We start from the raw sequence: 22448 nt of genomic DNA, 5'->3' as shown, positions 1-22448 counted from the left end.
CACATGCAGCGCGATGAGCGGGATCTCTCCCACCATCAGCTGTTCGCCGTCCGCAACGAGCCGGTCGAACTGCGAACCGTCGCGCGCGAACTCGGTACCTTCGTTGAAAATCTTCCCGAACACGCGTTGGACGGTGACGATCTCCCGGCCGATGACGAGCTTGCCGCCGAGTTTTTCCTGGAGGTAGGGAGCGGCCGACAGGTGATCGGCATGGGCGTGGGTCTCCAGGATCCAGTCAACCGTGAAGCCCTGCGCCTGAACGTAGGCGATGATCTCATCGGCGGACTCGAAGCTGGTCCGACCCGAGGGCTGATCGAAGTCCCACACGCTGTCCACGATCGCTGCCCGCTTCGTCATGGGATCGCTGACCACATAGCTCGCAGTGAAGGTCGGCTCGTGGAAGAACGCTTTCACCTGCGGCGCGCGCAGTTCATTGGCCAGCACGCGCCGGACTTGAGTCACCGCCTGTTCGATCACGTTGTCGTCGGTCATTGGTCGTCTCCGATTGGTTTGGCTTTGACGGGTCCTCGACTCAGATCCGGGCAGAAAATGTCGTGAAGCAGTGCGAGTATCTGTCGGGCGCGCGGGTCGTATATCCGGTAATATACGGTCTGGGCGTCCTTGCGCGTCGCCACGAGTCCTTCCTCGCGGAGCTTTGCGAGATGCTGGGAAAGCGCCGACTGACTGAGCCCGATCCGCTCGACCAGCCGGCCCACCGGCAGCTCTTCGCTCTCCACCAGATGGCACAGCACGAGCAGGCGGCTCTCGTTCGAAAGGCTGCGTAGCAGTGAAGCGGCTTGCGCTGCTTGTTCCTGGAATAGGGCCGAGGGGGATGTTTTCACGATGATTTCCATTAGTCGTAGCTAATGTAGAATGATCTAAACTTCTTTCAAGTCCTCTGGCGGGACTTCTGCCGAGAATCGCCATCCATGTCCGTTCCGCGGCGGCCCTTCAGGCATTGGCCCCGGTTAGACCGAGCGCACGGTCACATCGCCTACATTGACCCCCAGACAGAGCAGATTAACCCGCCTCTCATCGGGCAGACCGCTGAAGCTTTTTCTATTGTCGAGGCGGCAAAAATTACGGACGTTCATTCCATGGAGCCTTCCAAGCTAAAGCACGGCATTCAGGAAAACGTCACACAGTTTGCTCATCAGCTGATCCAGGTTTTGCTTGTCGGCTTCGCACTGGGCATGATGAGGACGGTTGTTCCGGCGATGGCCGAAACCGAATTTGGCGTTAGGCGCGGCTCGTTCCTGCTCCTCACCGCGTTCGTAGTGGCGTTCGGCGTGGTCAAGGCCGCGATGAACTTCCTTGCGGGCCGCATGTCGGAAAGAGTCGGGCGAAAGCGCGTCCTGTTTTGGGGATGGATGGTAGCTCTGCCGATCCCGTTCATGATCTGGTACGCCCCGACCTGGAACTGGATCATCGCCGCGACCGTCCTGCTCGGAATAAATCAGGGCCTTTGCTGGTCAATGACGCAGACGGCGAAGCTCGACATCACCCGAGGCGACCAGCGCGGTTTGACGGTCGGCCTCAACGAGTTTTCAGGCTATTTCGGTGTTGCTCTCGCTGGTATTGTCACTGGATATATCGCGGAAACAATGGGGCCGCGGCTCGGTCTGCTCGTGTTCGGCCTTGCCGCTGTCGTCGTGGCCCTGGCGCTCACAATTCTGTGGGTGAAGGACACGCTACCTTGGGCCCAGGCGGAGGCGGCTGCCCGCAAGACGGCTGCTCCCGGGTATTCCGGGCGCTACCCGACGGGCGTGTCCGAGCACCCTTCGAGCGGCGAGGTGTTTGCCGTGATGAGCTGGCGCGACCGTAGACTGGCTGCCATCAGCCAAGCTGGACTTGTAGAGAAGTTCGTCGATGCGCTCGTCTGGGTGATTCTTCCTGTGTTTCTCGTGTCCAAAGCTGCAACTCTGCCGGAAGTCGGCTGGGTGGTCGGAGCTTATGGTTTTGTTTGGGGCGGTTCGCAGCTATTCACGGGACGCCTGTCCGACCAAATCGGCCGCTTCTGGCCTTGCGTGACCGGTATGTGGATCTGCGGCGCAGGCGTGGCGATGGTGCTGTGCGGCGAAGGGCTTCTCTGGTGGTCACTCTCCGCCAGCGTGGCGGGGCTGGGCATGGGGCTGCTCTATCCAAACCTTTCCGCTGCCGTTGCTGACATCACACCGCCTGAGTGGCGAGGCTCCGCCATCGGTATCTACCGGTTTTGGCGAGATCTCGGCTATGGAATCGGGGCGCTCGGCCTTGGAGTGACGGCGAGCGTGAGTGGCGGGATCGAGGCCGCCTTCTGGTTCGTCAGCTTGTCGATGTTCCTTTCAGGCACGCTCCTATACTGGTTTAGCGAAGAGACCCACCCGCGCTTCAATCCGGCGCTGCCGCAGGCATAAATCGAGACATTCCAACCACAAATACGTGAAAGTGCCGCAGCAATAACGGCAGTAGCGTCGGCTTCGTCACGCCGCCCGCCGTAAGCAGACTATCGGCAAACAGCCCACATCCGTACATTAAGAGCGTCGCGCGACCTCACAGAACCCTCCAGATTCCCATCGGCTTTGATTTGTGATTCATATGTGGACGCCCCCTTGGCAAGGGCTTTGTGTCGGTGTGTGTTTTGATCGGTTGCTTTCATATGTCCGGCCTCACATGATGTTTCTCCCGTCAACGGTTTTCGCATTTGTGATCCGAGGTGAGCTCTCTTCCTACAGGGCCTGCCTGCTAACCTCACATCCGGCGGGATGATATTCCCAACCACGGTCCCGCATTCGGGACGGGAGAGCTCCAAAGGAACGGCACCACTCTGTGAAGACGGCAGCGATGTACCATGCCGGACAACGGCGACGTTCCCTCGGTCACCGGGCTGTATTGCCGTCGCAGTACTGCCCGATCTCGATAATTTATGCTGCAGCAGGCTTCATGGTCGCGCCCTCGGGTACGACGCCGTCCACAGCGAACCGCCAAAGAGCGATCAGCAATTTGCGAGCGAGGGCGACGACCATCACCTTGCGGACCCGGCGACCGGTCGAGCCCGCTCGTTCCCGGAACCAGGCGACCTGAATGCTGCCGGGCTGGTAACGTTGCCAGAGCCAGGCGAGTTCGACCATCGCCGTTCGGAGCCGGCGGTTCCCTGCCTTCCCGATCCCTTGCTCACGTTCCACTGCGCCGCTGTTGTACGGTGTAGCGGTTAGACCTGCATATGATCCGAGCGCTTTGCCATTAGCGAAGTGACGAACGAAGGCTCCGCGGACCAGTATCGTGGCACTCTGCACCCCGATACCGCGCAGGCTGCAGAGTTGCTGAATCATCCGACTGGCATCATCCGAAGCGGGCATTTCGGCAACTGCATCGCGGTCTTTTTCCAGCGCGGCGATCTGATCGAGCACAAGCTCCAGTCGGCTCAGCAGACGTTCGATCTTGGCCAGGGCGTGAGGTAGGATCGGTCCATCAAGACCGGTTCGAAGGTCGGCCAGGCGCCGCCGTCGATTTTTGAGGAGCGGGTTGTAGCCCTCGATGCCGAGCGTCGCGAGGACAGCGCCGATCCGGTTGACCAGCCCGACGCGTTCGGAGACGAGTTCAGTTCGTTCGCGGACGCATCGCCGCGCATCCTCATCGGCTTCGTCTGGTATCGGCACCATAGAGCAGACACGCGGTTCACCGCGAAGCCACGCCAACAGCGTGCGCAGGAGTAATTCGGCGTCGATCCCGTCGGACTTTGCGCGGCGCATGCGCCGATCTACGGGAACGCTCGAGGGTTGAACGACATGGACTTCGATTCCCTTCGCAATCAGCCATCTCGCGAGCCAGAACCCGGACCAGCCAGCTTCATAGGTGGCAACCACCCGATCGACTGAATGGCCGGCGGCGGCAGCACGAACCCGATAGCTGTCGATCGCAGACTGAAGAGCCAGCTTGTCCGGCTCGATGGTCCGCTTGGCCTTGGTCTTCGGCAGACCAGGCACCTGTGCTGCCAGAACCCAGGACTTGCTGCTGAGCTCAATCGCCAGAACGAGCGTGGTATCGTATTGGACAGATTCGGCGCTATTTGATGACTCCGGCATGATCAGGACTCCCACTACTTGAGGTGGCACAGCCTAACCCGCCTGCGCCGATAATCATGGGATCTGTTTGTGCGGTGTTTGGGTTGCCGCTGGCTGTGGAGCGGCGTGCAAAATTGACCCCCTTAGCGGGGTGATTGGGGGTCAGTTTTGCACGCCGGTTGACACATAGGATGCGCAACGCCGGTCCGTCCTGCCCGGCAGCCTTCGCGATGGCCGCTATCCAAGGTCCAGAATTCGCCACCCAAAGGCTTCCGTTTGTTCTGACGCGGCGGCATACTTAAAACCTTAGCCAAGCGCGCGGTCCCCAATCGTGAACGGGCCAATGACGGTCAGACAAGGCCATGGAGCGGTCAATTGAGGTTCGCCGTTGGGGGAAATCGGATTACCCGGAAGAACGACGTTCGATGACCCTGATCAAATCAACACCGGTACGTGGGCAGGATATGTCCGTACGCGTGAGGCGGCCGGGCGACCGGCGCAGCATGTCGCGCTCGGCAACGCGCGCGCTCGATGTCCTCGAGTTGTTCGGCACAATGCGCCGCCCCCTAAAAGCCGTGGAAATCGCACGAGCTCTCGAAATTCATTCCTCCACGGCCAATCAACTGCTGAAGACTATGGTCGATTCAGCGCATCTTGTCTTCACTGCCCGGAACAAGACCTATCTGCCTTCGCCGCGGCTTGCCGCCTTCGCGGCCTGGATCGACGAAACATATGGCACGAGCGGACGCCTTTCGGAGCTTGTTGGTGACGTTCAGAAGCGCACCGGCATGGTCGCGACGGTCTCCACGCCCAACGATCTTTACATGCAACTTCTGGATATAGCGACACCGCAGGGGCGAGAAGCGGAGCGCGGCCTGCAGGTCTCCGTGTTCGGCTCCGCCGTCGGGAGTGCCTATCTCACGACGCTTGAGGAGCAGGAATTGCGCCGATTGGTCACGCGGGCACGAATTCCCGGATCGAAGGTCCAGGCCATAGTCGACGAAGTCGCGGGTATTCGCGTCCGGGGGTATGCGTACGGCGCGTTGGAAGGCTCGGCCTATTGGTCAATCGCCATGCCGCTGCCGATGCAAGGCGCTGACATCCCGGTCGTGCTTGGTTTGGCCGGTCCTGTCGAGGAGGTGCGGTCGCGATTGATGGAACTCGGCGGCATCATGGTCGCTGCAATCGAGCGATGGATCGGCCCGTCAACCGACGACTGATGAATTGGATCACCGCATCGAGAGTCTGCGCAACGCCCCGCAAGGTCGGATCGCGGACTGCGGCAGTGTGTTCCATACCATCTATGCCGTAAAGTTGTGCATCACCTCCCGATCTCCTCAGTGCTTCGTAAAAGCGACGCGAATCGTCGGCGAGCACTTCTCCGGTGCCAACGCTGATGAAAGTCGGCGGAAAACGGGCAAGCTCCGCGAACAAGGGCGATGCGAGCGGGTCGTTCTTAGGATGGCCCTGCAGATATTGGTCCGCCGCCTCGCTCGCAGATTGGCGCGAAAACAGCGGATCGCTTGCCGCATTCGTCGCGTAGCAGCCGCTCGAAACGGTGAGATCGAGCCACGGTGAAAACAACACGAGACCAGCAAGCGGCAATCCTTCGGCCCCGCACAGGGCGGCAAGGCTGGCGGCGAGGCCTCCGCCGGCCGAATCACCCGATAGAATCAGCGGCTCGTCGCCATCGCCAGCGCGGGCGCGGATCAGGGCCATGCCATCATTGAGCGCGGCCGGAAACGGATGCTCCGGAGCGAGCCGGTAGGCAGGCAGAATTACCTCGACGTCGCACCGGCTCGCCAGCATGGCCGCGAAAGGTTCCTCCATTTCCGGGCAGCCCAGGCGAAACCCGCCGCCGTGAAAATGGACGACCGTCCCCGCACCATTCACGTCCCGGGCATGTCCGAACACCAGGCTGCGCACGCCGCGAATGGCCGTCTCGCGCGGCGGCGGTTCGGCGCGCCAGGTGCCTGCGGCCACGGCGCCCGCGATGGCCCGACGGCGTCCGGCCAGGTCGGGCGGCGGCGCCCGCCCGCCACGCTCAGCCGGTATCCTCATCGGTATTTTCATGCCGCGGGAGGTGGCGCGAGACCGATCGTGCCCTGGGCGGGCGCGGCGGACTTGTCGCTGAACCCGCCTGCGGCGGTATATCCGCCATCGACCGCGAGCGTCTGGCCGGTAACGTAGGGCGACAAATCCGAAAGGAAAAAGGCTGCCGCCTTGGCAATGTCATCGACCTCACCCCGGCGCTTCATCGGCACGCGCGCCATGCCCTCACGTTCGCGCGCGCGCGACCCCAGCGGTATGCGCGGGGTCACGATGCCGCCCGGGGCAATGCAATTCACGCGTATGCCGGCCTCGGCCCATTCGGTCGCCATGGTCTTGACCAGATTGATCAACCCGGCCTTGGCGGCACCATAGGCGGCATGATTGGGGGCGGAACGTAGGCCATCGACGGAAGCGACCGCGACGATCGTTCCCTGCGTCTTGCGTTCGATGAGCCGGCGGGCGATCTCGCGTGCGGCGAAGAAGAAGTATCGCAGGTTGCGCCGATGATCGCCGTCCCAGGTCTCGGCGCTCAGTTCTAGCAGCGTACCCCATCCCGCCATGCCGACGACGCTGACCATACCATCGAGTGGGCCGAACTCGCGCTCGGCCCGATCGATGGCGCGTTCGGTCGCCATCTCGTCGGTGACGTCCGCCGCGATCGAATAGGCGGCGCCACCGGTGGCGCGGAGCTTTTGGGCAACCTTCTCCGCGCGCTCGCATTCGAGATCCAGTACGGCGATGCCGCATCCCAGCTTCGCGAGGAGCGTGGCAGTGGCTTCGCCCATTCCCTGCCCTCCGCCGATCACAAGTATCCGCTTGCCGCTCAGGCCGAACAAACTGTCCATCGTTCTGCCTCCCTCAGTCTGGATAAAGCTCGAGCTTGACGTCTTCCGACCAGAGCGTCTCGGCGACCGACTTGCGGACCGCTTCCTGGATCTTTTGCTCGAGGCCTGCCGCGAGTTGACCCGATCCGCGCCGCTTGAGTTCGGGAATGACCCGCGTGCCCAGCAGCTCGATCGACTTCATGATCGCCTCGTGCGGCAGATATCCGAAGTTCAGATAGCAGAGGAGCTGATCGACGCCCGCGGCTTCGTAACGCAGCAGCTTTTCCAGCACTTCGTCCGGCGTGCCGACGATGACCATGTCCTCGCGGTCGAATTCCTCGATGTCGAATTCGCCGCGCGCCCGCGACTCCAGTAGCGGAAAAGCAGCCGCCTTCTGCTCTTCGGTCAGGTGCCCCATTTCCCATCTGAGGTGGAATTCTGCGAGGCCCTTGTACCACCACCACATCGACTCCCACAGGCGGTTCGTTTCGAAGTCATCGCGGCTTTCGGCACAGTGGACAAGCGTGTAGACCCCGACCTTGTTGGTGTGAACGCTGGTCAATGGTACCGCCGATTTTTGCGCCTCACGGTAGGCGTCGATCACCAGCTTGAGCTTGTCGAGCGGCTGCATGATCGAGAAGCACAGCAGGCCACAGGCGTTCTCGCCGGCCATGCGTGCCGAGGATTCGGTCGATGCGGCCATCCAGGCCGGCGGGTGCGGATACTGGTAGGGCTTGGGCGTGACCATCCGTGCGGGAAAATCGAGGTATTCCGAGTGCTCCTCGTAATACTGTTCTTCCCACATGCCGACGACGGTTCTTGCGGCAGCCTTCATCTTCTCCTTGCTGGCCGGGATATCGACTCCGAAGGCGATCTGTTCCATGGGCGTCGAACGGCCCATGCCCCAGACTGCGCGGCCGCCCGAGAGAAGATCGACTGTCGCGACCTTCTCCGCGATGCGTGCGGGATGAATGAACTCGTGCGGCATCAGCGCGACGCCGAAACCCAGGTTAATGTTGCGGGTGCTCTGCGACAGCGCTCCGAGGACAACCTCGTTGCACGGCATGTGGCTGCGGTTCTCGCGAAAGTGATGCTCAACCAGCCATACCGTGTCGAAGCCGAGCGTATCCGCCAGCACGATCTGCTCGATATTGTCGCGATAAGCTTTGCGCTCGGCCATTCGCTGACCCCAGGGGTGTTCGCCAGCCCAAGGTTGCGGAACGTCGAATTCGTATAGCAGGCCAAGTTCCATGTCTTTCTCCTCTCGCTGCGATTTCGAGGATGAGAAATAGGTGTGGGCGCCGGTTACCCTCAACAAATAGCGTGTTTTACGACTCAAATTCGTAATTACGCGAAACCATCCGCGTATATACGAATTTCGCGCCTTTCCGTCCCGGTCGCTTGACCCCTCCTGCTTCCGGCCCGCAGCTACACCCCGTTTGGAGAGATGACGGGAGAGGATCGTTGCAGGAAAATCTCGCCCAGGCTTTCACCCTCGATGGGCGCATAGCGGTGGTCACCGGGGCAGCCTCCGGGCTTGGACGCGAAACGGCCGTGGTCCTGGCGGAGGCGGGCGCCACTCCGGTGCTGTGCGACGTGAACGAAGCGGGGCTCGGGGAAACCGCGGCGCAGGTCCAGCGAGTGGGCGCCAAGGCGATCGTCTGCCCGGCGGACGTGGCCGATCGCGGCGCGGTGGAAATGGTAGCAGACAAGGCGGCTGCGCTCTCGGGCCGGGTTGATATCTGGGTCAACGTGGCCGGAATTCTGGTCAACCGTCCGGTGATCGAGGCGATCGACGAAGAGGTCGACCGGATGCTCGCCATCAATCTCAAGGGCGTCTATTGGGGCTGCGCAGCGGCCGGAAGGGTGATGTGCCCCAACCGCAGCGGGTCGATCATAAACTTCTCGTCGAGCGGTGCCGACAACCCGGTGCCGGGCCTTTCGCTCTACTCTATGACCAAGGCGGCGGTGAACATGCTGACCCGCACCGTCGCAAAAGAGTTCGGCGCCTACGGCATTCGCGCCAATACGGTCGCTCCGGGCTGGGTCGAGACCGCGATGGGCACGCATGGCTTCCGCGACGAAACCGGCGCGATCGACTCCGACAAGCGCGAAGAAGGCATGCGTCTGCGCGCCGGCGCGTCACCCCTGGGGATCGTCGGCACGCCGCGCGATATCGCGCTCGCGGTGCTGTACCTGGCCTCGGATGCCAGCCGGTTCGTGACGGGACAGATACTGAGACCCAACGGCGGAGTGAGCATGCCATGAGCGAAGCAGGCAGATTGAATGGCAAGGTTGCGCTGATCACTGGCGCGGCGCAGGGGATCGGCGAGGCCATCGCGCGCAAGTTCGCCCAGCACGAGGCGACTATCATCATCGGTGACGTGCAGACCGAAAGGGGCCGGGACGTTGCGCGAGGCATCGGCGCCAGCTACGTCGAACTCGACGTTACCGACCCCGTATCGTGGGCCGCTGCCCTCGCCGAAACCGGCGGGCTCGACGTGCTGGTCAACAACGCGGGTGCCGGCTGCGGCGGCCCGATTGAACACCAGGACGTCGACCAGCATCGCGCCATCGTCGATCTCAACCTCCATGGAGTATGGCTGGGCATTCGCGCGGCGGTTCCTGCAATGGCAGCGCGCGGCGGCGGTTCGATCGTCAACATCTCGTCGATCGACGGGTTGGCCGGAGTGGCGCATCTCAGCACCTATGTTTCGACCAAGTTCGCCGTCACCGGTATGACGAGGGCACTTGCGCTCGAACTCGGTGATCGCAACATCCGCGTGAACAGCATCCATCCCGGCATCGTCGAGACCACCCGTGACCGCGCCATGGCCCCCGCAGCCATGGCGCGACTTCAAAAGGCGATCGCCCGCCAACCGATCAAGCGAATGGCCCGCGCCGAAGAAATCGCCAATGCCGCACTGTTCTTCGCCTGCGACGAAAGTTCCTATTGCACGGGATCACAACTGCTGGTCGACGGAGGTCATCTCGCCGGACCCTTTCGCGATCCCATGGAGGGGTGACTCGACGTCTGTCGGCTCCGCATGTGAGAGATTGAGTTTGTGTGGACTGTAGATAGCTTCCCACACGAACTGGACACATCGGACGCGCGCTCGCTAGCAGCCAACGAATGAGCATCATCGCCACGATTATGAACACGGCAACTGGTCTGCCTATCCAGAAGATGAAGTTTGGCCGCATGCCCAAACCCTGGATCAGCTTTAACCTTGAGACGGGTGAGTTGGTCACTGCGGAGAGGATTGACGTGGGAAAGCCCGCGCCGGGTAAATTTTTGGCGCCGGTCGATATCTGGGTAACATTGAAGCCGAGGGAATGATGCGGCGTTCAGTTTGACGGCATAGATCTCGGACCCGGCAATCCGCAGTTTTCCGCTCGACTTTTCGCATGTTCGAAGCGCTGGTGATCGACCGGGTCGCGCCAGCGTGATGAGGATTTTGTTGACCTCGTCGGTGTCGCCGAAATCCCAGCAATCAAAAATGCTTAAGTGACTGTCGCTGCTGCGATTACGTTCTGTTCGTCCTTGTTCGGGGGAGCGGACGTCGCCACCATGCCGGGAGGCAGCGCGCGTTGTTTCCAGATCGGCCTTGTCTATCTCTGCTGTGACGTCACCCCGCCAGTTGCCCAGGGGAACGATTTGCGCCTGGCCCGGTTTCATCGAGGTATCGTGAAATCCGGGGGGCAAGAATGTGAGACGCTTCATTCCGGGCATCGTCATCGCTTTCGGGACTACCGCTGCCTCAGTCGTGGCCCAGGACACGCAGATGCCTGAAAGCGCGGATCGCCCGTCGTCAGATCCCTCGATCGAGGAAGGCGAGGCAAGGAAGGACCGGATCACGACCGCTGTCGGCGCAGCGGTCGTCAGCACGTACATTTCGAGAGGCATAAGCTTTTCCGAGGAGCCGAGCCTTCAGGCTTACGTCACGGTGACGGTGGATGTGCCCGAACTGACGGGCGGGGCGGTGACCAGGGTCCAAGTATTCGTCGGCAACTGGAACAGCATCAAGCTCGGCCCGGTAGAGCCGACCGAGACCGGTCAGTTGACCCGCTTCTATGAAAACGACCTCTACGCCGGAGCGAGGCTGGAACTGGGTCAGCGCTGGACCGTTTCGGCGACGTATTATCGCTATGAATCGCTGAGCGAAGCTTTTGAAGGCTACAACGATCTTGAACTCATTGTCGGGTTCGATGATACCGGGATTTGGGCTGGCGCCATCCCGCTCGATGCCTTTTCCCTCTCGCCCTCATTACGCATGGTCCAGGAAGCCGGCCGTCCCGGAAGGCCGGACGCTCTGTACACTCAACCGTCTCTTTCGCCCTCCTTTAACCTCGGCGATCCGGAAAGACCGGTGCGAGTCTCAGTCCCGCTCGTCCTCGGCATCTCCGATGAATATTACGACGACGTGCGCGGCGGGCATGAAACCGTCGGCTTCTTTCGCACCGGGATCACGATTGCGGGACAGCCCTTTGCAGACCGCATCCCGGCTTTGTCCGTCGATGGCGGGGTCGACGTCTGGTTCCTCAACGACCGCGTCGCCAACGGGCTTGGGAACAGCGAGTTGACGGGACGCGTCGGGATTGTCTGGAGTTTCTGAAGCGCCCCAGTCAAGCCCCAGCCAGCTGGCGGGTTTGTGGGATTATCGAACAAACCCGTCCGTCGTACAAAGTCCCACCATTCCGAAATCAGGTTGTCGAGCGCTTCGGCTGGCGCTGGCACGTCGGATTTCGTCAAGGCTTCCGCGCATTGGACGATATAGAAGATCGCACAATGTAGGGCGGCGTCACATCGCCGCGCCATTTGGTCGATCGGCGTATTTCGCCAGGAGACGAACCGCTCCCGCACATGCGGAAAATGAGACGAACCGTTAGGCGGTCTCAACCGCCGATTTCATGTGGGATGCCAAGTCTTCCCTTACAAAATTCGGCGTAAAAACAACCGTTTAGTAAGGGAATTGGCGGAGACGGAGGGATTCGAACCCTCGGTACCGGATTTACCAGTACGACGGTTTAGCAAACCGTTGGTTTCAGCCACTCACCCACGTCTCCGGATGCGGCTCAGGGCGGCCCCTATAGCGGCGGGGTCTCGGGGCATCAAGGGGCATTTGCGCATTGCCCTCGTTTTTGAAAAGCGGCGCCGATTCACGGCCTTGCCGATTCGGTCTGCCGCAAAACGGACTCGGTCCATCGCCCATTCATTGCAGGGTAAGGCGCGGTGGATTCTTGTCGCGTATCATAATTTTATCGCGCGCTCCGAGGGGGTTTTCGCATCGGATCGCGAGGAAGGATCGGAAGAATGTCTGTCTGCATGCCAACACTGGTCAGGAGCCGGAGAACGGCTAGTCGAAAGACCGGCGCGCGCGCTTCCCGATCGCTGATCGCGCTCGCGGCGGCCATGCTCGCCCTGGTTTCGCCGCTCGCACCGGCCATGGCGCAGGTCACGACCGTCGATCCCGATGCCGCGATCGATGGCGATCTGAACAGCGACGGGACCACGTTTTCGACCGCGCCTGCCGCCGAGCTTCCGCCGGAGAGCCCGGACGCCGCACCGACCGCCAACGGCACGCCGCCCTCCCCCGACAACGGGGTATCCACCTGGAACCCGGAAGAAATCGGCACTCCGCCCGCCGGCACCACCGCGCCGTCCGCCGACGGCTCGGCGACCTACCACGAGGACGACCTGATCGGCGCCGCCGAAGGCGTCTTCGGCAAGGGGGCAAAAGGCCTTGCCGATGTCATCAAGGATCTGCTCGCCAAGCAGGGTGAGCCCAACGGCTATATCGTCGGGCGCGAGGCGGGAGGCGCGATCGCCATCGGCCTGCGCTACGGGTCGGGTACGCTCTACCACAAGGTGGAAGGGCAAAAGCCTGTCTACTGGACGGGTCCCTCGATCGGTTTTGACGCGGGCGCCAATGCCGGCAACGCCTTCGTGCTCGTCTACAATCTCTATGACACCGAGGATCTCTACCATCGCTTCGGCGCCGGCGAGGGACAGGCCTACCTCATCGGCGGCTTTACCGTCAGCTACCTGCGCCGGGGCGACGTGGTGCTGATCCCGGTGCGCGCCGGGGCCGGACTGCGCCTGGGGGCGAATGTCGGCTACATGAAGTTCTCTCACAAGCAGCGCTGGCTGCCGTTTTAAGCATCGGTCCGCTCCCCATTGGATTTCCCTGAGCGGGACATCCAATGGGGAGTGGGCTGGTCCCGGTGCGGTGAAGGATCGCTCCTTCACCGCACCGGCGCTTTCCATCACCGGCACCGCAGGTACGCAGGCCGCTCAATTCTCGCGCGATCCCCTGTTGCTTCCATCTGCCGGCAAGAGTAAGGCCGCGCCCGCCATGCTTAGCAATCTTCAACAACAGCCCGCCGACGCGCTTCTTGCGCTGATCAAGCTCCACAATTCGGACCCGCGCGCCGACAAGATCGACCTTGGTGTCGGCGTCTACCGCACCGGTCAGGGCGAGACCCCGGTCTTCGGTGCGATCAAGGCGGCCGAGAAGAAGCTGGTCGAGACGCAGGATTCGAAGGCCTACCTCGGCCCCGAGGGCGACATGGCCTTCGTCGAGGCGCTGATGCCCTACATCTTCGGCAAGGCGAACCCGACCATGGATGGCCGCATTGAGGGCATGCAGACGCCCGGCGGCACCGGCTCGCTTCGCCTCGCGATCGCCATGGCCAAGCGCGCCGGCGTCAAGCGCCTGATCGTGGGCAAGCCCAGCTGGCCGAACCACAACCAGATCTGCGCCGATCTCGGCCTCGAGGTGCTGGAATTCAGCCACGCCACCGCCGAAGGCACGCCCGACATGAACGCGCTGCGCGGCGCCGTCGCGGCGGCAGAGGGAAGCGATGCGATTCTGCTCCACGGCTGCTGCCACAACCCCACCGGCATCGACTATTCGAACGACGAGTGGGACGAAATCGCCGGACTCCTCGCAGAGAAAGGCATCCTGCCGATCATCGACCTGGCCTATCAGGGCCTGGGCAACGGCATGGAGGAAGATGCCTACGGCGTGCGCCGTGTTCTCGCCGCCGTGGCCGAGGCCATCGTGTGCTATTCCTGCGACAAGAACTTCGGGCTCTACCGCGACCGTGTCGGCGCGCTCTACTGCATGGCCGCCGACAAGGCCGAGCTTGTGAAGATCATGTCGAACGGCCACGCCCTCGCCCGCGCGAACTGGTCGCAGCCGCCGGATCACGGCGGCGCGGCGGTCCGCCTAATTCTGGAAGACGAGGCGCTGACCGCGCAGTGGCTCGACGAGCTCGACCAGATGCGCGAGCGCATGCGCCAGGTTCGCGCCAAGCTGGCCGAGGCCGGCAAAACCGGCGGGGTCGATCTCTCCCCCATCGGCGGCCAGAACGGCCTGTTCTCGATCATTCCCTTCACTCCCGAACAGGTGCAGGCGATGCGCGAGAAGCACGGCGTCTATTTCGCCGGCTCGGGCCGCATCAACGTCGCCGGCCTGACCACCGGCAACATCGACAGGTTCATCGCCGCCGTCGCGGACGTGACGGCCTGACATGAACCGGCAGCCGGTCCTCGAAGGGGACCGGCTTCGCCTGCGTCCCTTGCGCCCCGGGGACCGGGATGCTCTCCACGCCGTTGCCCGCGACTCCGAAATCTGGGCGATGCACCCCTCGCGGGATCGCTGGCAGGAGCCGGTGTTTCGCCGGTTCTTCGACGAAGCGCTGGCGCGCGGCGGGGCGCTGGCGATCATCGACCGAGCGACCGGCGGGATTATTGGGTCGAGCCAGTTCGCCGAGCTGGAACCGGAAATCCCTGACGAGATCGAGATCGGCTGGTCGTTCCTCGCCCGCGCGTATTGGGGCAAGGGCTACAACGCCGAGTTCAAGCGGCTGATGCTTGTCCATGCCTTGCGCCATTTCGAGCGGGCGATCTTCCAGGTTGGCGAGGACAACCTGATCTCGCGCCGAGCGATGGAAAACATCGGCGGCGTGCTGACCGACCGGACCCGCACGTTCGAACGTACCGGAGTAATGGTCCGGCATGTGATCTATGAGATCACGCGCGACACCTTCGCAATCACCCCGCTGACGTGACGACACGCCATCACGCGCTTTTCCCGCGGTTCGCGGCGACACCCCTCCCCGCCCTCGGTTCAACGGATGCCTGACGCGGCACGCAGATAGCCGCTTGCGTTCAGCCGGGCTCCCACTGGTATGCCCGGAATGGATAATGCCCGTCGGACCGCCGTCATTCCGGTAACTGGAGGGGAGCATGATCTTCGCGTTCTTCGAGGAGGCGCTCGATGGGATCGGGCGATGCCCGTCGCCCGGATGTCAAACGCCCGAGACGCGCGCGATCGCGCTACAGGCCCCATGATCCGGCGCCGCACCACCCTGATCGTCGCGGGATTCGCGGCGGCATGGTTCCTGCCAATCCGCGCTGAGGCGCCGACAGTCCGCGTAGCGATGGCGGAAGCGGACAAGACGCGCGTGAAACACCCCCGGCCGGAACGCGGCTTTCACATGCCACCGATCGCCTTGCCGTCCATTCCGAAAGCCATTTCTTACAAGAGCATGGGGCCGTGGAAAATCCGATCCAGCTCGAACGGCTGGAAGCAGCTCCGCCTTGAAAACAATTGGCTGTTCGTGCGCGGCGGCGGCGCCTCCGGTCTGCGGCTGACCGACATCGAAGCCAGATCTCACGGCATCATTATGCGGGGAAGCAACCTTCCCAAACTCCGCGTGGAGCGCGTCCGCGTTGTACAGGGCCGGACATCGAGCGCGGGTGGCGGCATTGTGACGGTCTGGAACGGGGCGGACGGCGCGGTTTTCCGCGACCTCACTTATGTCGGCGATCCGAAGAGACCCGCACCCAATGGCTCCTCGCCGTGGGCAGGGATAGCCCTCGCCGGAAAAGACGCGAACGACACGGGCTCATTCTCGATCGAACGTTTCGATTTCAGCAATCTCGTCACTGAACCCGGCGATCGCTATCCCAATGCCGACGGGATCTCGACCGAAAGGGGTTACTCGGGGACGATCGCCAACGGACGCGTAACAAACGCGAGCGACGCCTGCCTCGATATCAAGGGCGATGTCTCGGTCGACAACGTCTATCTGTCCGGCTGCCGGGAAGGCATCAAGGCATGGTCCGACCAGAAGCACGGCCTGATCGCGATGGGAACCAACCGGGTGGCCGCCATCCTCGGGGCGGGTACGCCTTCCCGAAGCCGCTCCATGTACATCGAGACGCTGATCCTCGACGGGAACCCTGCCAAGCCGCTCCTGAGGGCGGAAAAGGGCATCTTCAACCTCACGATCGGCACGCTGGTCGCGGCCAGGGACCAGAAGCTGATGGACGAGAACTCCTTCAAGGGATCGTCGGTCAAGATCCTCCGCCGCGTTACGCGCTGACGGATCAGCTCACCGTGAACCCGCCGTCGACGGCAAGGACCTGATTGGTCACCAGCCGCGCCATGGGCGTGGCGAAGTAGAGCACGGCCGAGGCGATGTCGCGCGGCGTGCAGCGCCCCAGCGGCGGCATGCGGTTGCCCGGACCGACCGGCGGCGGCCCCTCGGCGGCCATGGAACCTGGCGTGCCGACACCGCCGGGCAGCACCGTGTTCACGGTGATCCCGTGCCCGGCAAGTTCGAAGGCCGCGCTCGTCGTCAGGGCCGCCAAGGCGCCCTTGGAAGCCATATAGGCCGCCAGCCCCTGAACGAACTGGCCCACCAGGCCCGAGGACGCGCAATTGACGATGCGGCCCCCTTCACCCTTCTCTATCATCGCGCGGGCAATCTCGCGTATCGTTAAGAACGGCGCGCGTGCGTTGATCGCATTGATGCGATCCCAATGCCGCGAAGTGCCATCGACAAGCATCTCCCGATGCTGCAACCCCGCATTGTTGACGAGCAGCCATGGCGCGCCATGACGTTCGACCACTTCGGCGCAGGCCGCGACGATCGAAGCCTCTTCGGCAAGATCGACGGTCACGAAATCGGCCGCTGCCCCCTCCTCGATCCGCGCCCTCGCCCCCGTCTCGTCGCGGTCGGCGATGACGACGCGGGCGCCGGCCTCAGTGAGGACTTCGCAGATTCCCGCGCCGATGCCGCTGGCCCCGCCGGTCACGAGCGCCACGCGCCCCGTCAGATCGAATGCTCCGCTCAAACCCTTTCTCCTACGCAGTCTCGCGCGCTTCACCGCACGCGCCGTCACAGTGCCTCGTCTGCTCCGGGATCACATAGCCCCCGCGCATCGCCTCGGTGATTGATGGGAAATCTGCAAACGAAAGGGCGCGGGAGAAGATGCCTCCCCGCGCCCTTCGTATCTTACGCCGAAAGTGAGCTTCAGGCTGCCTGCTTGTGTCGCGCCGCTGCTTCGAGATTGAGCAGGTCGGCCATTTCGAAGGCGAGTTCGATCGACTGCGCACCGTTGAGACGCGGATCGCAGTGCGTGTGATAGCGATCCGCCAGCGCCTCGTCGGTGATGGCGATGGCGCCGCCGGTGCATTCGGTCACATCCTGGCCGGTCATTTCGATATGGATGCCGCCCGCGTGCGTCCCTTCGGCGCGGTGAACGGCGAAGAAGCCGCGCACTTCGGCAAGGATGCGGTCGAACGGCCGCGTCTTGAAGCCGGTCTCGGTTTTGATGACATTGCCGTGCATCGGATCGCAAGACCAGACCACCGGATGTCCCTCGCGCTTCACGGCGCGGACCAGCTTGGGCAGGCCGTCCTCGACCTTGTCATGGCCGAAGCGGCTGATGAGCGTCATGCGGCCCGGTTCGCGCCCCGGATTGAGCGTGTCGAGCATGCGCAGCAGCGCTTCGGGCTCAAGGCTGGGTCCGCACTTCATGCCGATCGGGTTGCCGACACCGCGCAGGAATTCGACGTGGGCCGAGCCCTCGAAGCGCGTGCGGTCACCGATCCAGAGCATGTGGGCCGAGCAATCATACCAGTCGCCGGTCAGCGAATCGCGGCGGGTCAGTGCCTCCTCGTAAGGAAGCAGCAGCGCCTCGTGGCTGGTGTAGAAGCTGGTGCCCTGAAGCTGCGGCACGGTCGTCGGATCGACGCCGCAGGCGGCCATGAAGTCCAGCGCCTCGCCGATGCGGTCGGCCATCAGCGAGAACTTCTCGCCCCAGGGGCTGCGGTCGATGTGATCGAGCGTCCACTGGTGAACCTGGCGCAGGTTGGCATAGCCGCCGGTGGCGAAGGCGCGCAGCAGGTTGAGCGTCGCGGCCGACTGGCCATAGGCGCGCAGCATGCGTTCCGGATCGTTGCGGCGCGTCTCGGGCTCGAACTCGATGCCGTTGATGATGTCGCCGAAGTAGCTCGGCAGTTCCAGATCGCCGGACTTCTCCGTTGCCGCCGAGCGCGGCTTGGCGAACTGGCCGGCCATGCGGCCCACCTTCACCACCGGCTGCTTGCTGGCGAACGTCAGCACGACCGCCATCTGCAGCAGCACGCGGAACGTGTCGCGGATGTTGTCCGGGTGGAACTCGGCGAAGCTCTCGGCGCAGTCACCGCCCTGGAGCAGGAAACCCCGTCCCTCGGCCACTTCGGCAAGGTCCTTCTTCAACTCGCGCGCCTCGCCGGCAAAGACCAGCGGCGGGAACTTCGCGAGCGTGGCCTCTACCTCGCCCAGCTTCTCCGCATCGCCATATTCCGGAAGGTGGCGCGCTTCCTGCGCCTTCCAGCCGTCCGGGGTCCAGTTGCTAGCCACTTCAAGTACTCCTGATGCCGCCGCCCTCCTCCGGGCGCGCGCTCATATATATGCAAGGGCCGCGCCATAGCCGCCGCGAGCAATTATTGCAAAGCCGGTTTGACCGATCAGTGTGATCGGTTGCGTGGGAACCGGCGCGGCAATCGCGCCCACATCATCCCACGCTCTTCCCCGGGGCCGCTGGAAGGCCGATTGCCTTGCTCCTGCCGGTCTGTCTGCCGGCCCATCCTCAACGGCTCGCCACCGTTCCCGACGCCTTGCCTTCCGGCATGACCTCCAGCCGCCAGGAACTGTTCTTCCCGAGATAGCGAGCAGCCAGCGCCTGCATCTTTGCCGGCGTCGTTTCGGTGTAGTCGTACAGTACCGTGCGAATGGTTCCGAAACGCGAAGGCTCTCCTGTTGCTCCTTCGAGCTGGCTCATGAAGAAAGCCGTGCTCGAGGCGGCGCGCGTCACCTGCTGGCGAAGCGGTTCGGTCACCAGCGCAAGTTCCTCCGCCGTGGGCGGGTGGTCGATGAGGTCCTGCGCGATCTCGTCGGCGGTCTGGAAGAATACCGTGACCGACCTGGGATCGAGCTGCGCCATCGCCGTGATCGACCCGCCCGCCTGCAGATCGACCGGCCAGGATGAATAGACATAAGGCGCATAGCTGACGCCCAGCTTCTCACGCACGGCATCGAGCAGCCGGTTGGTGAAGAGCTGCGTCAGGATTTCGAGCTGGCGCGATTCACGGATGCCCATGGACCCGCCGCCGGTCGGCCAGGAAATGACGGCGGCCGCCTGATCCGGATCGCCATGATGGTGCAGCACGATCGGCTTGTCCGACGGGGGCGGCACGCTGATCCTGCCGGCATCGGCAGTCGAAACGGCCGGTTCCCGGGGCTTGAGCGCGCCAAAGGTCTTTTCCAGCGCGGCGATCGCCGCTGCCTTGTCGAAGTCACCGAATATCTGGACTTCGACAGGCCCCTCGCCCAGCGCCTTGCTCCAGACCTTCTTGAAGCCCTCCGCAGTGGTGGTTTCAATTCTGGCGGGCGTGGGCGTTGCGAAGCGCTGGTCCTCTCCGCGCTGGTAGAACTGCAGGTCACGATTGAGCACGCCCTGCGGCGAAGTTGCGAAAGTGTCGTACTGGATCTTCGCCGCGGCCTTGCCCCGCAGGAACGGACTCTGGTCCCAGCGCGGCATGTCGAGCTTCGCGGCGAAAAGGTAGAGCTGGTCGGCAAGGTCCGCCGGCCGGGTCTCGGCCGAGAACTGGAAAGAAGCATCCTGCACCTCGAAATCGAAGCCCAGCTTGCGGCCGGTGGCAATGCGGTCGAGGTCGTCCTGCCCCAGCGTCGCGACGCCCGAACCAACAAGCGCATATTCGCCCAGCGTGATGTACGGGGCATCCTTGGGATCGATCGAACGATAGCCGCCGCCGAAGCGCACCTTGACCATGACGCGCCCCGGTTCTTCCTGGACCGGCCAGAGCAGGACCTTGACGCCATTGGCAAAAGTCAGTTCGTCGATACCGAGCAGGCCGGTCGGCGCTTCCGTTTCGGGGTTCGCAGGCTTGCCGATGGCCGGCAGCTTGTCGAACGAGACCGGCGGGGCATTGATCGCCATGCGCGCGCTCTCGTCAGGCTTGACCGGATCGAGCAGCGCCTGCCGCAGCTCGGAATCGCTGGCCTTCCCGGCACTCTGCGTAGTGAACAGGGCGCGGGTTACCGTCCCGGTAAAGAGCTGACGCGTGTGCCTGAGCACGGCTTCAGGCGTGAACAGCGGCCTGGACTCACGGAAGATGCGCAGCACATCCTGGGGCGCGGCAACGGTTTCGCGGATGTCGAGGGCGTTGACCAGATCGTCGGCCAGCTTCGATCCCGGCAGGATCCGCTCCTGTTCGACCGGCACCTGGAAGGCGACGTCGAGTTCGGCCACTTCCCGATCGATCTCTTCCTGCGTCGGCGGACGGCTGACGGCATCGGCGATCACCGCGCGCACGTCGCGCAGGGCGGCTTCCCAGTCATCGCCGAGCGGCGTCACCGAAACGAATGTCGCATCGGCCGAGCGCGAGACATCGTCCTGATTGACCGAGGCTGAAAGGAAGCTGCCGCCCGCACGCGCCTTGGTTTCCAAGCGGCGGTTGATGATTGCCTGCGCGATCGCGTCGGTCATCAGCCCCTGATTGTAGACGATCGTATCGTCGACCTGACGCCACGGGCGCAGCACCGCGTACATCAGCGAGGGCGGAAGGTCCGGTTCGACGAGAACCCGCGTCTCTCCCACGGGGTTCTTCGGATCGACGCCCTGGGGAGCGACGGGATCGCCAAAGCTGGGCGCGGGTGCGCGCGCGCCGCTCGCCTTCCAGCCGTCGAACCATTTTTTCACATAGGATTCGAGCATCGCGGGTTCGGCATCACCGGCAACGATCACCACGACATTATCGGGACGGTACCAGCGTTCGTAAAACGCGCGCACCGATTTGGGCGTGGCCGAGGTCAGGCTTTCGACCGTGCCGATCGGCTCACGCTCGGCGAGCGGCTGACCGGCGTAGAAGACTTCCTGCATCGCTTTCTGCACGCGCTTCGCGGCGCCGCCGCGCTCGCGCATTTCGGCCATCACTATCGGCAGGTCCGCCTTGAGGTTGGAAGCCGAAAGGGTCGGCGCGGTCACCATGCCGGACATCAGCTTGAATGTCTCGTCGAGCGAGGTCGGCGCGGCATTGGGCAGGTCAAGCTTGAACACCGTCTGTGTGGTCGACGTCACCGCATTGGTATCGCTGCCGAACGTAGCGCCGAGGCGCTGGAACGCGGCTATCGCCGCCCCTTCGGGGATGTATTTCGACTGGCGGAACAGCATGTGCTCCAGAAGATGGGCGTAGCCGCGCTCCGAATCCTTTTCGTAAAGCGAGCCGGCATCGACACGGATGCGGATCGAGACCTGCCCCGGCGGGACGCCATTCCTGCGCACCGCGTAGCGCAGCCCGTTGGACAACTCGCCGAAGTGCCACGCCGGATCGGGCGGCACATCGCTGTTCCGGTACAGCCACGGAACTTCAGCCGCTTGAGTATGTTGCGAGGCGCCCTGCGCCAGGACAGGCTGGGCCGGAACCTGGACGAGAAGCAACAGGCAGGCGAGCGAGCGAGCGGCGCGCGGAATGATAGTCATCCCCCAAGCTATAGGCTCCGCGCGCCTTAAGGACCAGTGAATAGCGGCAATACACCGCGCCCTGCACTTGACCGGCCGCCCACTTGTCCTAAATCGAGGGGACCATGTTCATCGAAACCGAAACCACGCCCAATCCCGCCACGCTCAAGTTCCTGCCCGGACGGCAGGTCATGAGCGCCGGCACACGCGACTTCACCTCGCCCGAGGACGCTAGCGCGTCTCCGCTGGCCGAAGCGCTGTTCGACCTCGGCGACGTGACCGGCGTGTTCTTCGGACAGGATTTCGTATCGGTGACGGCAGCCCCCGGCGCCGAATGGCCCGCCCTCAAACCGCAGGTCGTCTCGATCCTGCTCGACCATTTCGTCTCCGATGCGCCCCTCTTCGTCGGCGGCGACGCCAGCGGCATTGCGGTTCCGGGCGAAGACGGGAGTAATTTCGACGATGATCCCGCCGATGCCGACATCGTCGCGCAGATCAAGGACCTGATCGAGACGCGCGTACGCCCGGCGGTGGCCAACGACGGCGGCGACATCATCTACCGCGGCTATCGCGAGGGCGTGGTCTACCTGGCGATGCAGGGCGCATGCTCGGGCTGCCCTTCCTCGACGGCGACGCTGAAGCAGGGGATCGAGAGCCTGCTCAAGCACTACGTGCCCGAAGTCACCGAAGTCCGGGCTGCCTGAC

At 63.3% G+C, this 22448-nt stretch carries 20 protein-coding genes and 1 tRNA gene; 11 read left to right on the top strand and 10 right to left on the bottom strand.

Going from position 1 to position 22448, the window contains the following annotated elements; genetic code table 11:
• Together IEX32_RS07610 and IEX32_RS07605 are read right to left on the bottom strand one after the other, a co-directional pair.
• Positions 1 to 492 (bottom strand): MBL fold metallo-hydrolase (locus IEX32_RS07610; RefSeq protein ID WP_188770093.1); only part of this gene is annotated, 492 nt, incomplete at its 3' end.
• Positions 489 to 854, bottom strand: coding sequence for an ArsR/SmtB family transcription factor (locus IEX32_RS07605; RefSeq protein ID WP_188770090.1), 366 nt, complete (start codon positions 852 to 854; stop codon positions 489 to 491). The genes IEX32_RS07605 and IEX32_RS07610, both read right to left, overlap by 4 nt.
• A gap of 75 nt (positions 855 to 929) precedes the next feature.
• Between IEX32_RS07605 and IEX32_RS07600 the strand changes: the two genes are divergently transcribed.
• Positions 930 to 2396: an MFS transporter gene (locus tag IEX32_RS07600; RefSeq protein WP_229736236.1), complete on the top strand. Its 1467-nt coding sequence runs from the start codon at positions 930 to 932 to the stop codon at positions 2394 to 2396.
• Between the two features lie 507 nt (positions 2397 to 2903).
• Here the strand turns inward: IEX32_RS07600 and IEX32_RS07595 are convergent.
• Positions 2904 to 4064: an IS110 family RNA-guided transposase gene (locus IEX32_RS07595; RefSeq protein WP_188770088.1), complete on the bottom strand. Its 1161-nt coding sequence runs from the start codon at positions 4062 to 4064 to the stop codon at positions 2904 to 2906.
• Positions 4065 to 4468: 404 nt separating this feature from the next.
• On the opposite strand from IEX32_RS07595, the gene IEX32_RS07590 reads away from it, so the two are divergent.
• Positions 4469 to 5263, top strand: a complete 795-nt coding sequence (locus tag IEX32_RS07590) for a helix-turn-helix domain-containing protein (RefSeq protein ID WP_188770086.1) — start codon at positions 4469 to 4471, stop codon at positions 5261 to 5263.
• Here the strand turns inward: IEX32_RS07590 and IEX32_RS07585 are convergent.
• Genes IEX32_RS07585 through IEX32_RS07575 form a run of 3 tightly spaced genes read right to left on the bottom strand, consistent with a single transcriptional unit; the run spans position 5214 to position 8171 of the window.
• A complete protein-coding gene (locus IEX32_RS07585; RefSeq protein WP_188770084.1) occupies positions 5214 to 6104 on the bottom strand; it encodes an alpha/beta hydrolase in 891 nt (296 codons plus the stop codon). The genes IEX32_RS07590 and IEX32_RS07585 overlap by 50 nt on opposite strands.
• Positions 6105 to 6112: 8 nt before the next feature.
• Complete coding sequence (locus IEX32_RS07580; protein ID WP_188770082.1) at positions 6113 to 6940, bottom strand: SDR family NAD(P)-dependent oxidoreductase; 828 nt, start codon at positions 6938 to 6940, stop codon at positions 6113 to 6115.
• 13 nt (positions 6941 to 6953) lie between these two features.
• Positions 6954 to 8171, bottom strand: a complete 1218-nt coding sequence (locus IEX32_RS07575; RefSeq protein WP_188770080.1) for an LLM class flavin-dependent oxidoreductase — start codon at positions 8169 to 8171, stop codon at positions 6954 to 6956.
• A gap of 212 nt (positions 8172 to 8383) precedes the next feature.
• Between IEX32_RS07575 and IEX32_RS07570 the strand changes: the two genes are divergently transcribed.
• The 4 genes from IEX32_RS07570 to IEX32_RS07555 all read left to right on the top strand — a co-directional run bounded on the left by IEX32_RS07570 (position 8384) and on the right by IEX32_RS07555 (position 11535).
• Entirely contained in the window at positions 8384 to 9187 is an 804-nt protein-coding gene (locus IEX32_RS07570) for an SDR family NAD(P)-dependent oxidoreductase (RefSeq protein WP_188770078.1), read from the top strand.
• Positions 9184 to 9945: an SDR family NAD(P)-dependent oxidoreductase gene (locus IEX32_RS07565; protein ID WP_188770076.1), complete on the top strand. Its 762-nt coding sequence runs from the start codon at positions 9184 to 9186 to the stop codon at positions 9943 to 9945. The genes IEX32_RS07570 and IEX32_RS07565 overlap by 4 nt, the downstream gene beginning before the upstream one ends.
• Positions 9946 to 10052: 107 nt before the next feature.
• Positions 10053 to 10259 carry a hypothetical protein gene (locus IEX32_RS07560; protein WP_188770074.1) on the top strand — a complete coding sequence of 69 codons (207 nt, stop codon included), beginning with the start codon at positions 10053 to 10055 and terminating at the stop codon, positions 10257 to 10259.
• A 370-nt stretch (positions 10260 to 10629) separates the two neighbouring features.
• Positions 10630 to 11535 carry a hypothetical protein gene (locus IEX32_RS07555; protein WP_188770072.1) on the top strand — a complete coding sequence of 302 codons (906 nt, stop codon included), beginning with the start codon at positions 10630 to 10632 and terminating at the stop codon, positions 11533 to 11535.
• A gap of 358 nt (positions 11536 to 11893) precedes the next feature.
• On the opposite strand, the gene IEX32_RS07550 is transcribed toward IEX32_RS07555, so the two are convergent.
• A tRNA-Ser gene (locus IEX32_RS07550) sits at positions 11894 to 11986 on the bottom strand.
• Positions 11987 to 12233: 247 nt separating this feature from the next.
• Between IEX32_RS07550 and IEX32_RS07545 the strand changes: the two genes are divergently transcribed.
• The 4 genes from IEX32_RS07545 to IEX32_RS07530 all read left to right on the top strand — a co-directional run bounded on the left by IEX32_RS07545 (position 12234) and on the right by IEX32_RS07530 (position 16315).
• Positions 12234 to 13079 (top strand): DUF1134 domain-containing protein, encoded by an 846-nt coding sequence (locus IEX32_RS07545; RefSeq protein WP_188770070.1) that lies wholly within the window; start codon positions 12234 to 12236, stop codon positions 13077 to 13079.
• Between the two features lie 196 nt (positions 13080 to 13275).
• Complete coding sequence (locus IEX32_RS07540; RefSeq protein ID WP_188770069.1) at positions 13276 to 14454, top strand: amino acid aminotransferase; 1179 nt, start codon at positions 13276 to 13278, stop codon at positions 14452 to 14454.
• Position 14455: 1 nt separating this feature from the next.
• A complete protein-coding gene (locus IEX32_RS07535) occupies positions 14456 to 14995 on the top strand; it encodes a GNAT family N-acetyltransferase (RefSeq protein ID WP_188770067.1) in 540 nt (179 codons plus the stop codon).
• Positions 14996 to 15274: 279 nt separating this feature from the next.
• On the top strand, positions 15275 to 16315 hold the full coding sequence (locus tag IEX32_RS07530; protein WP_188770065.1) for a hypothetical protein: 1041 nt from the start codon (positions 15275 to 15277) through the stop codon (positions 16313 to 16315).
• A gap of 4 nt (positions 16316 to 16319) precedes the next feature.
• Here the strand turns inward: IEX32_RS07530 and IEX32_RS07525 are convergent, their stop codons facing one another.
• The 3 genes from IEX32_RS07525 to IEX32_RS07515 all read right to left on the bottom strand — a co-directional run bounded on the left by IEX32_RS07525 (position 16320) and on the right by IEX32_RS07515 (position 21764).
• Complete coding sequence (locus tag IEX32_RS07525) at positions 16320 to 17069, bottom strand: SDR family NAD(P)-dependent oxidoreductase (RefSeq protein WP_188770063.1); 750 nt, start codon at positions 17067 to 17069, stop codon at positions 16320 to 16322.
• A 179-nt stretch (positions 17070 to 17248) separates the two neighbouring features.
• Positions 17249 to 18622 carry a class II 3-deoxy-7-phosphoheptulonate synthase gene (locus IEX32_RS07520; RefSeq protein WP_188770061.1) on the bottom strand — a complete coding sequence of 458 codons (1374 nt, stop codon included), beginning with the start codon at positions 18620 to 18622 and terminating at the stop codon, positions 17249 to 17251.
• A 229-nt stretch (positions 18623 to 18851) separates the two neighbouring features.
• On the bottom strand, positions 18852 to 21764 hold the full coding sequence (locus IEX32_RS07515) for a M16 family metallopeptidase (protein WP_188770059.1): 2913 nt from the start codon (positions 21762 to 21764) through the stop codon (positions 18852 to 18854).
• Positions 21765 to 21868: 104 nt separating this feature from the next.
• Here IEX32_RS07515 and IEX32_RS07510 point away from each other — a divergent pair, with 104 nt between their 5' ends.
• A complete protein-coding gene (locus tag IEX32_RS07510) occupies positions 21869 to 22447 on the top strand; it encodes a NifU family protein (RefSeq protein WP_188770056.1) in 579 nt (192 codons plus the stop codon).
• The last annotated feature ends 1 nt before the right edge of the window (position 22448 follow it).

The organism is Novosphingobium endophyticum (assembly GCF_014640675.1).
Taxonomy (GTDB): domain Bacteria; phylum Pseudomonadota; class Alphaproteobacteria; order Sphingomonadales; family Sphingomonadaceae; genus Novosphingobium; species Novosphingobium endophyticum.
The sequence above is the reverse complement of the archived record's forward strand: the minus strand, read 5'-3'. Positions and strand labels throughout refer to the sequence as shown.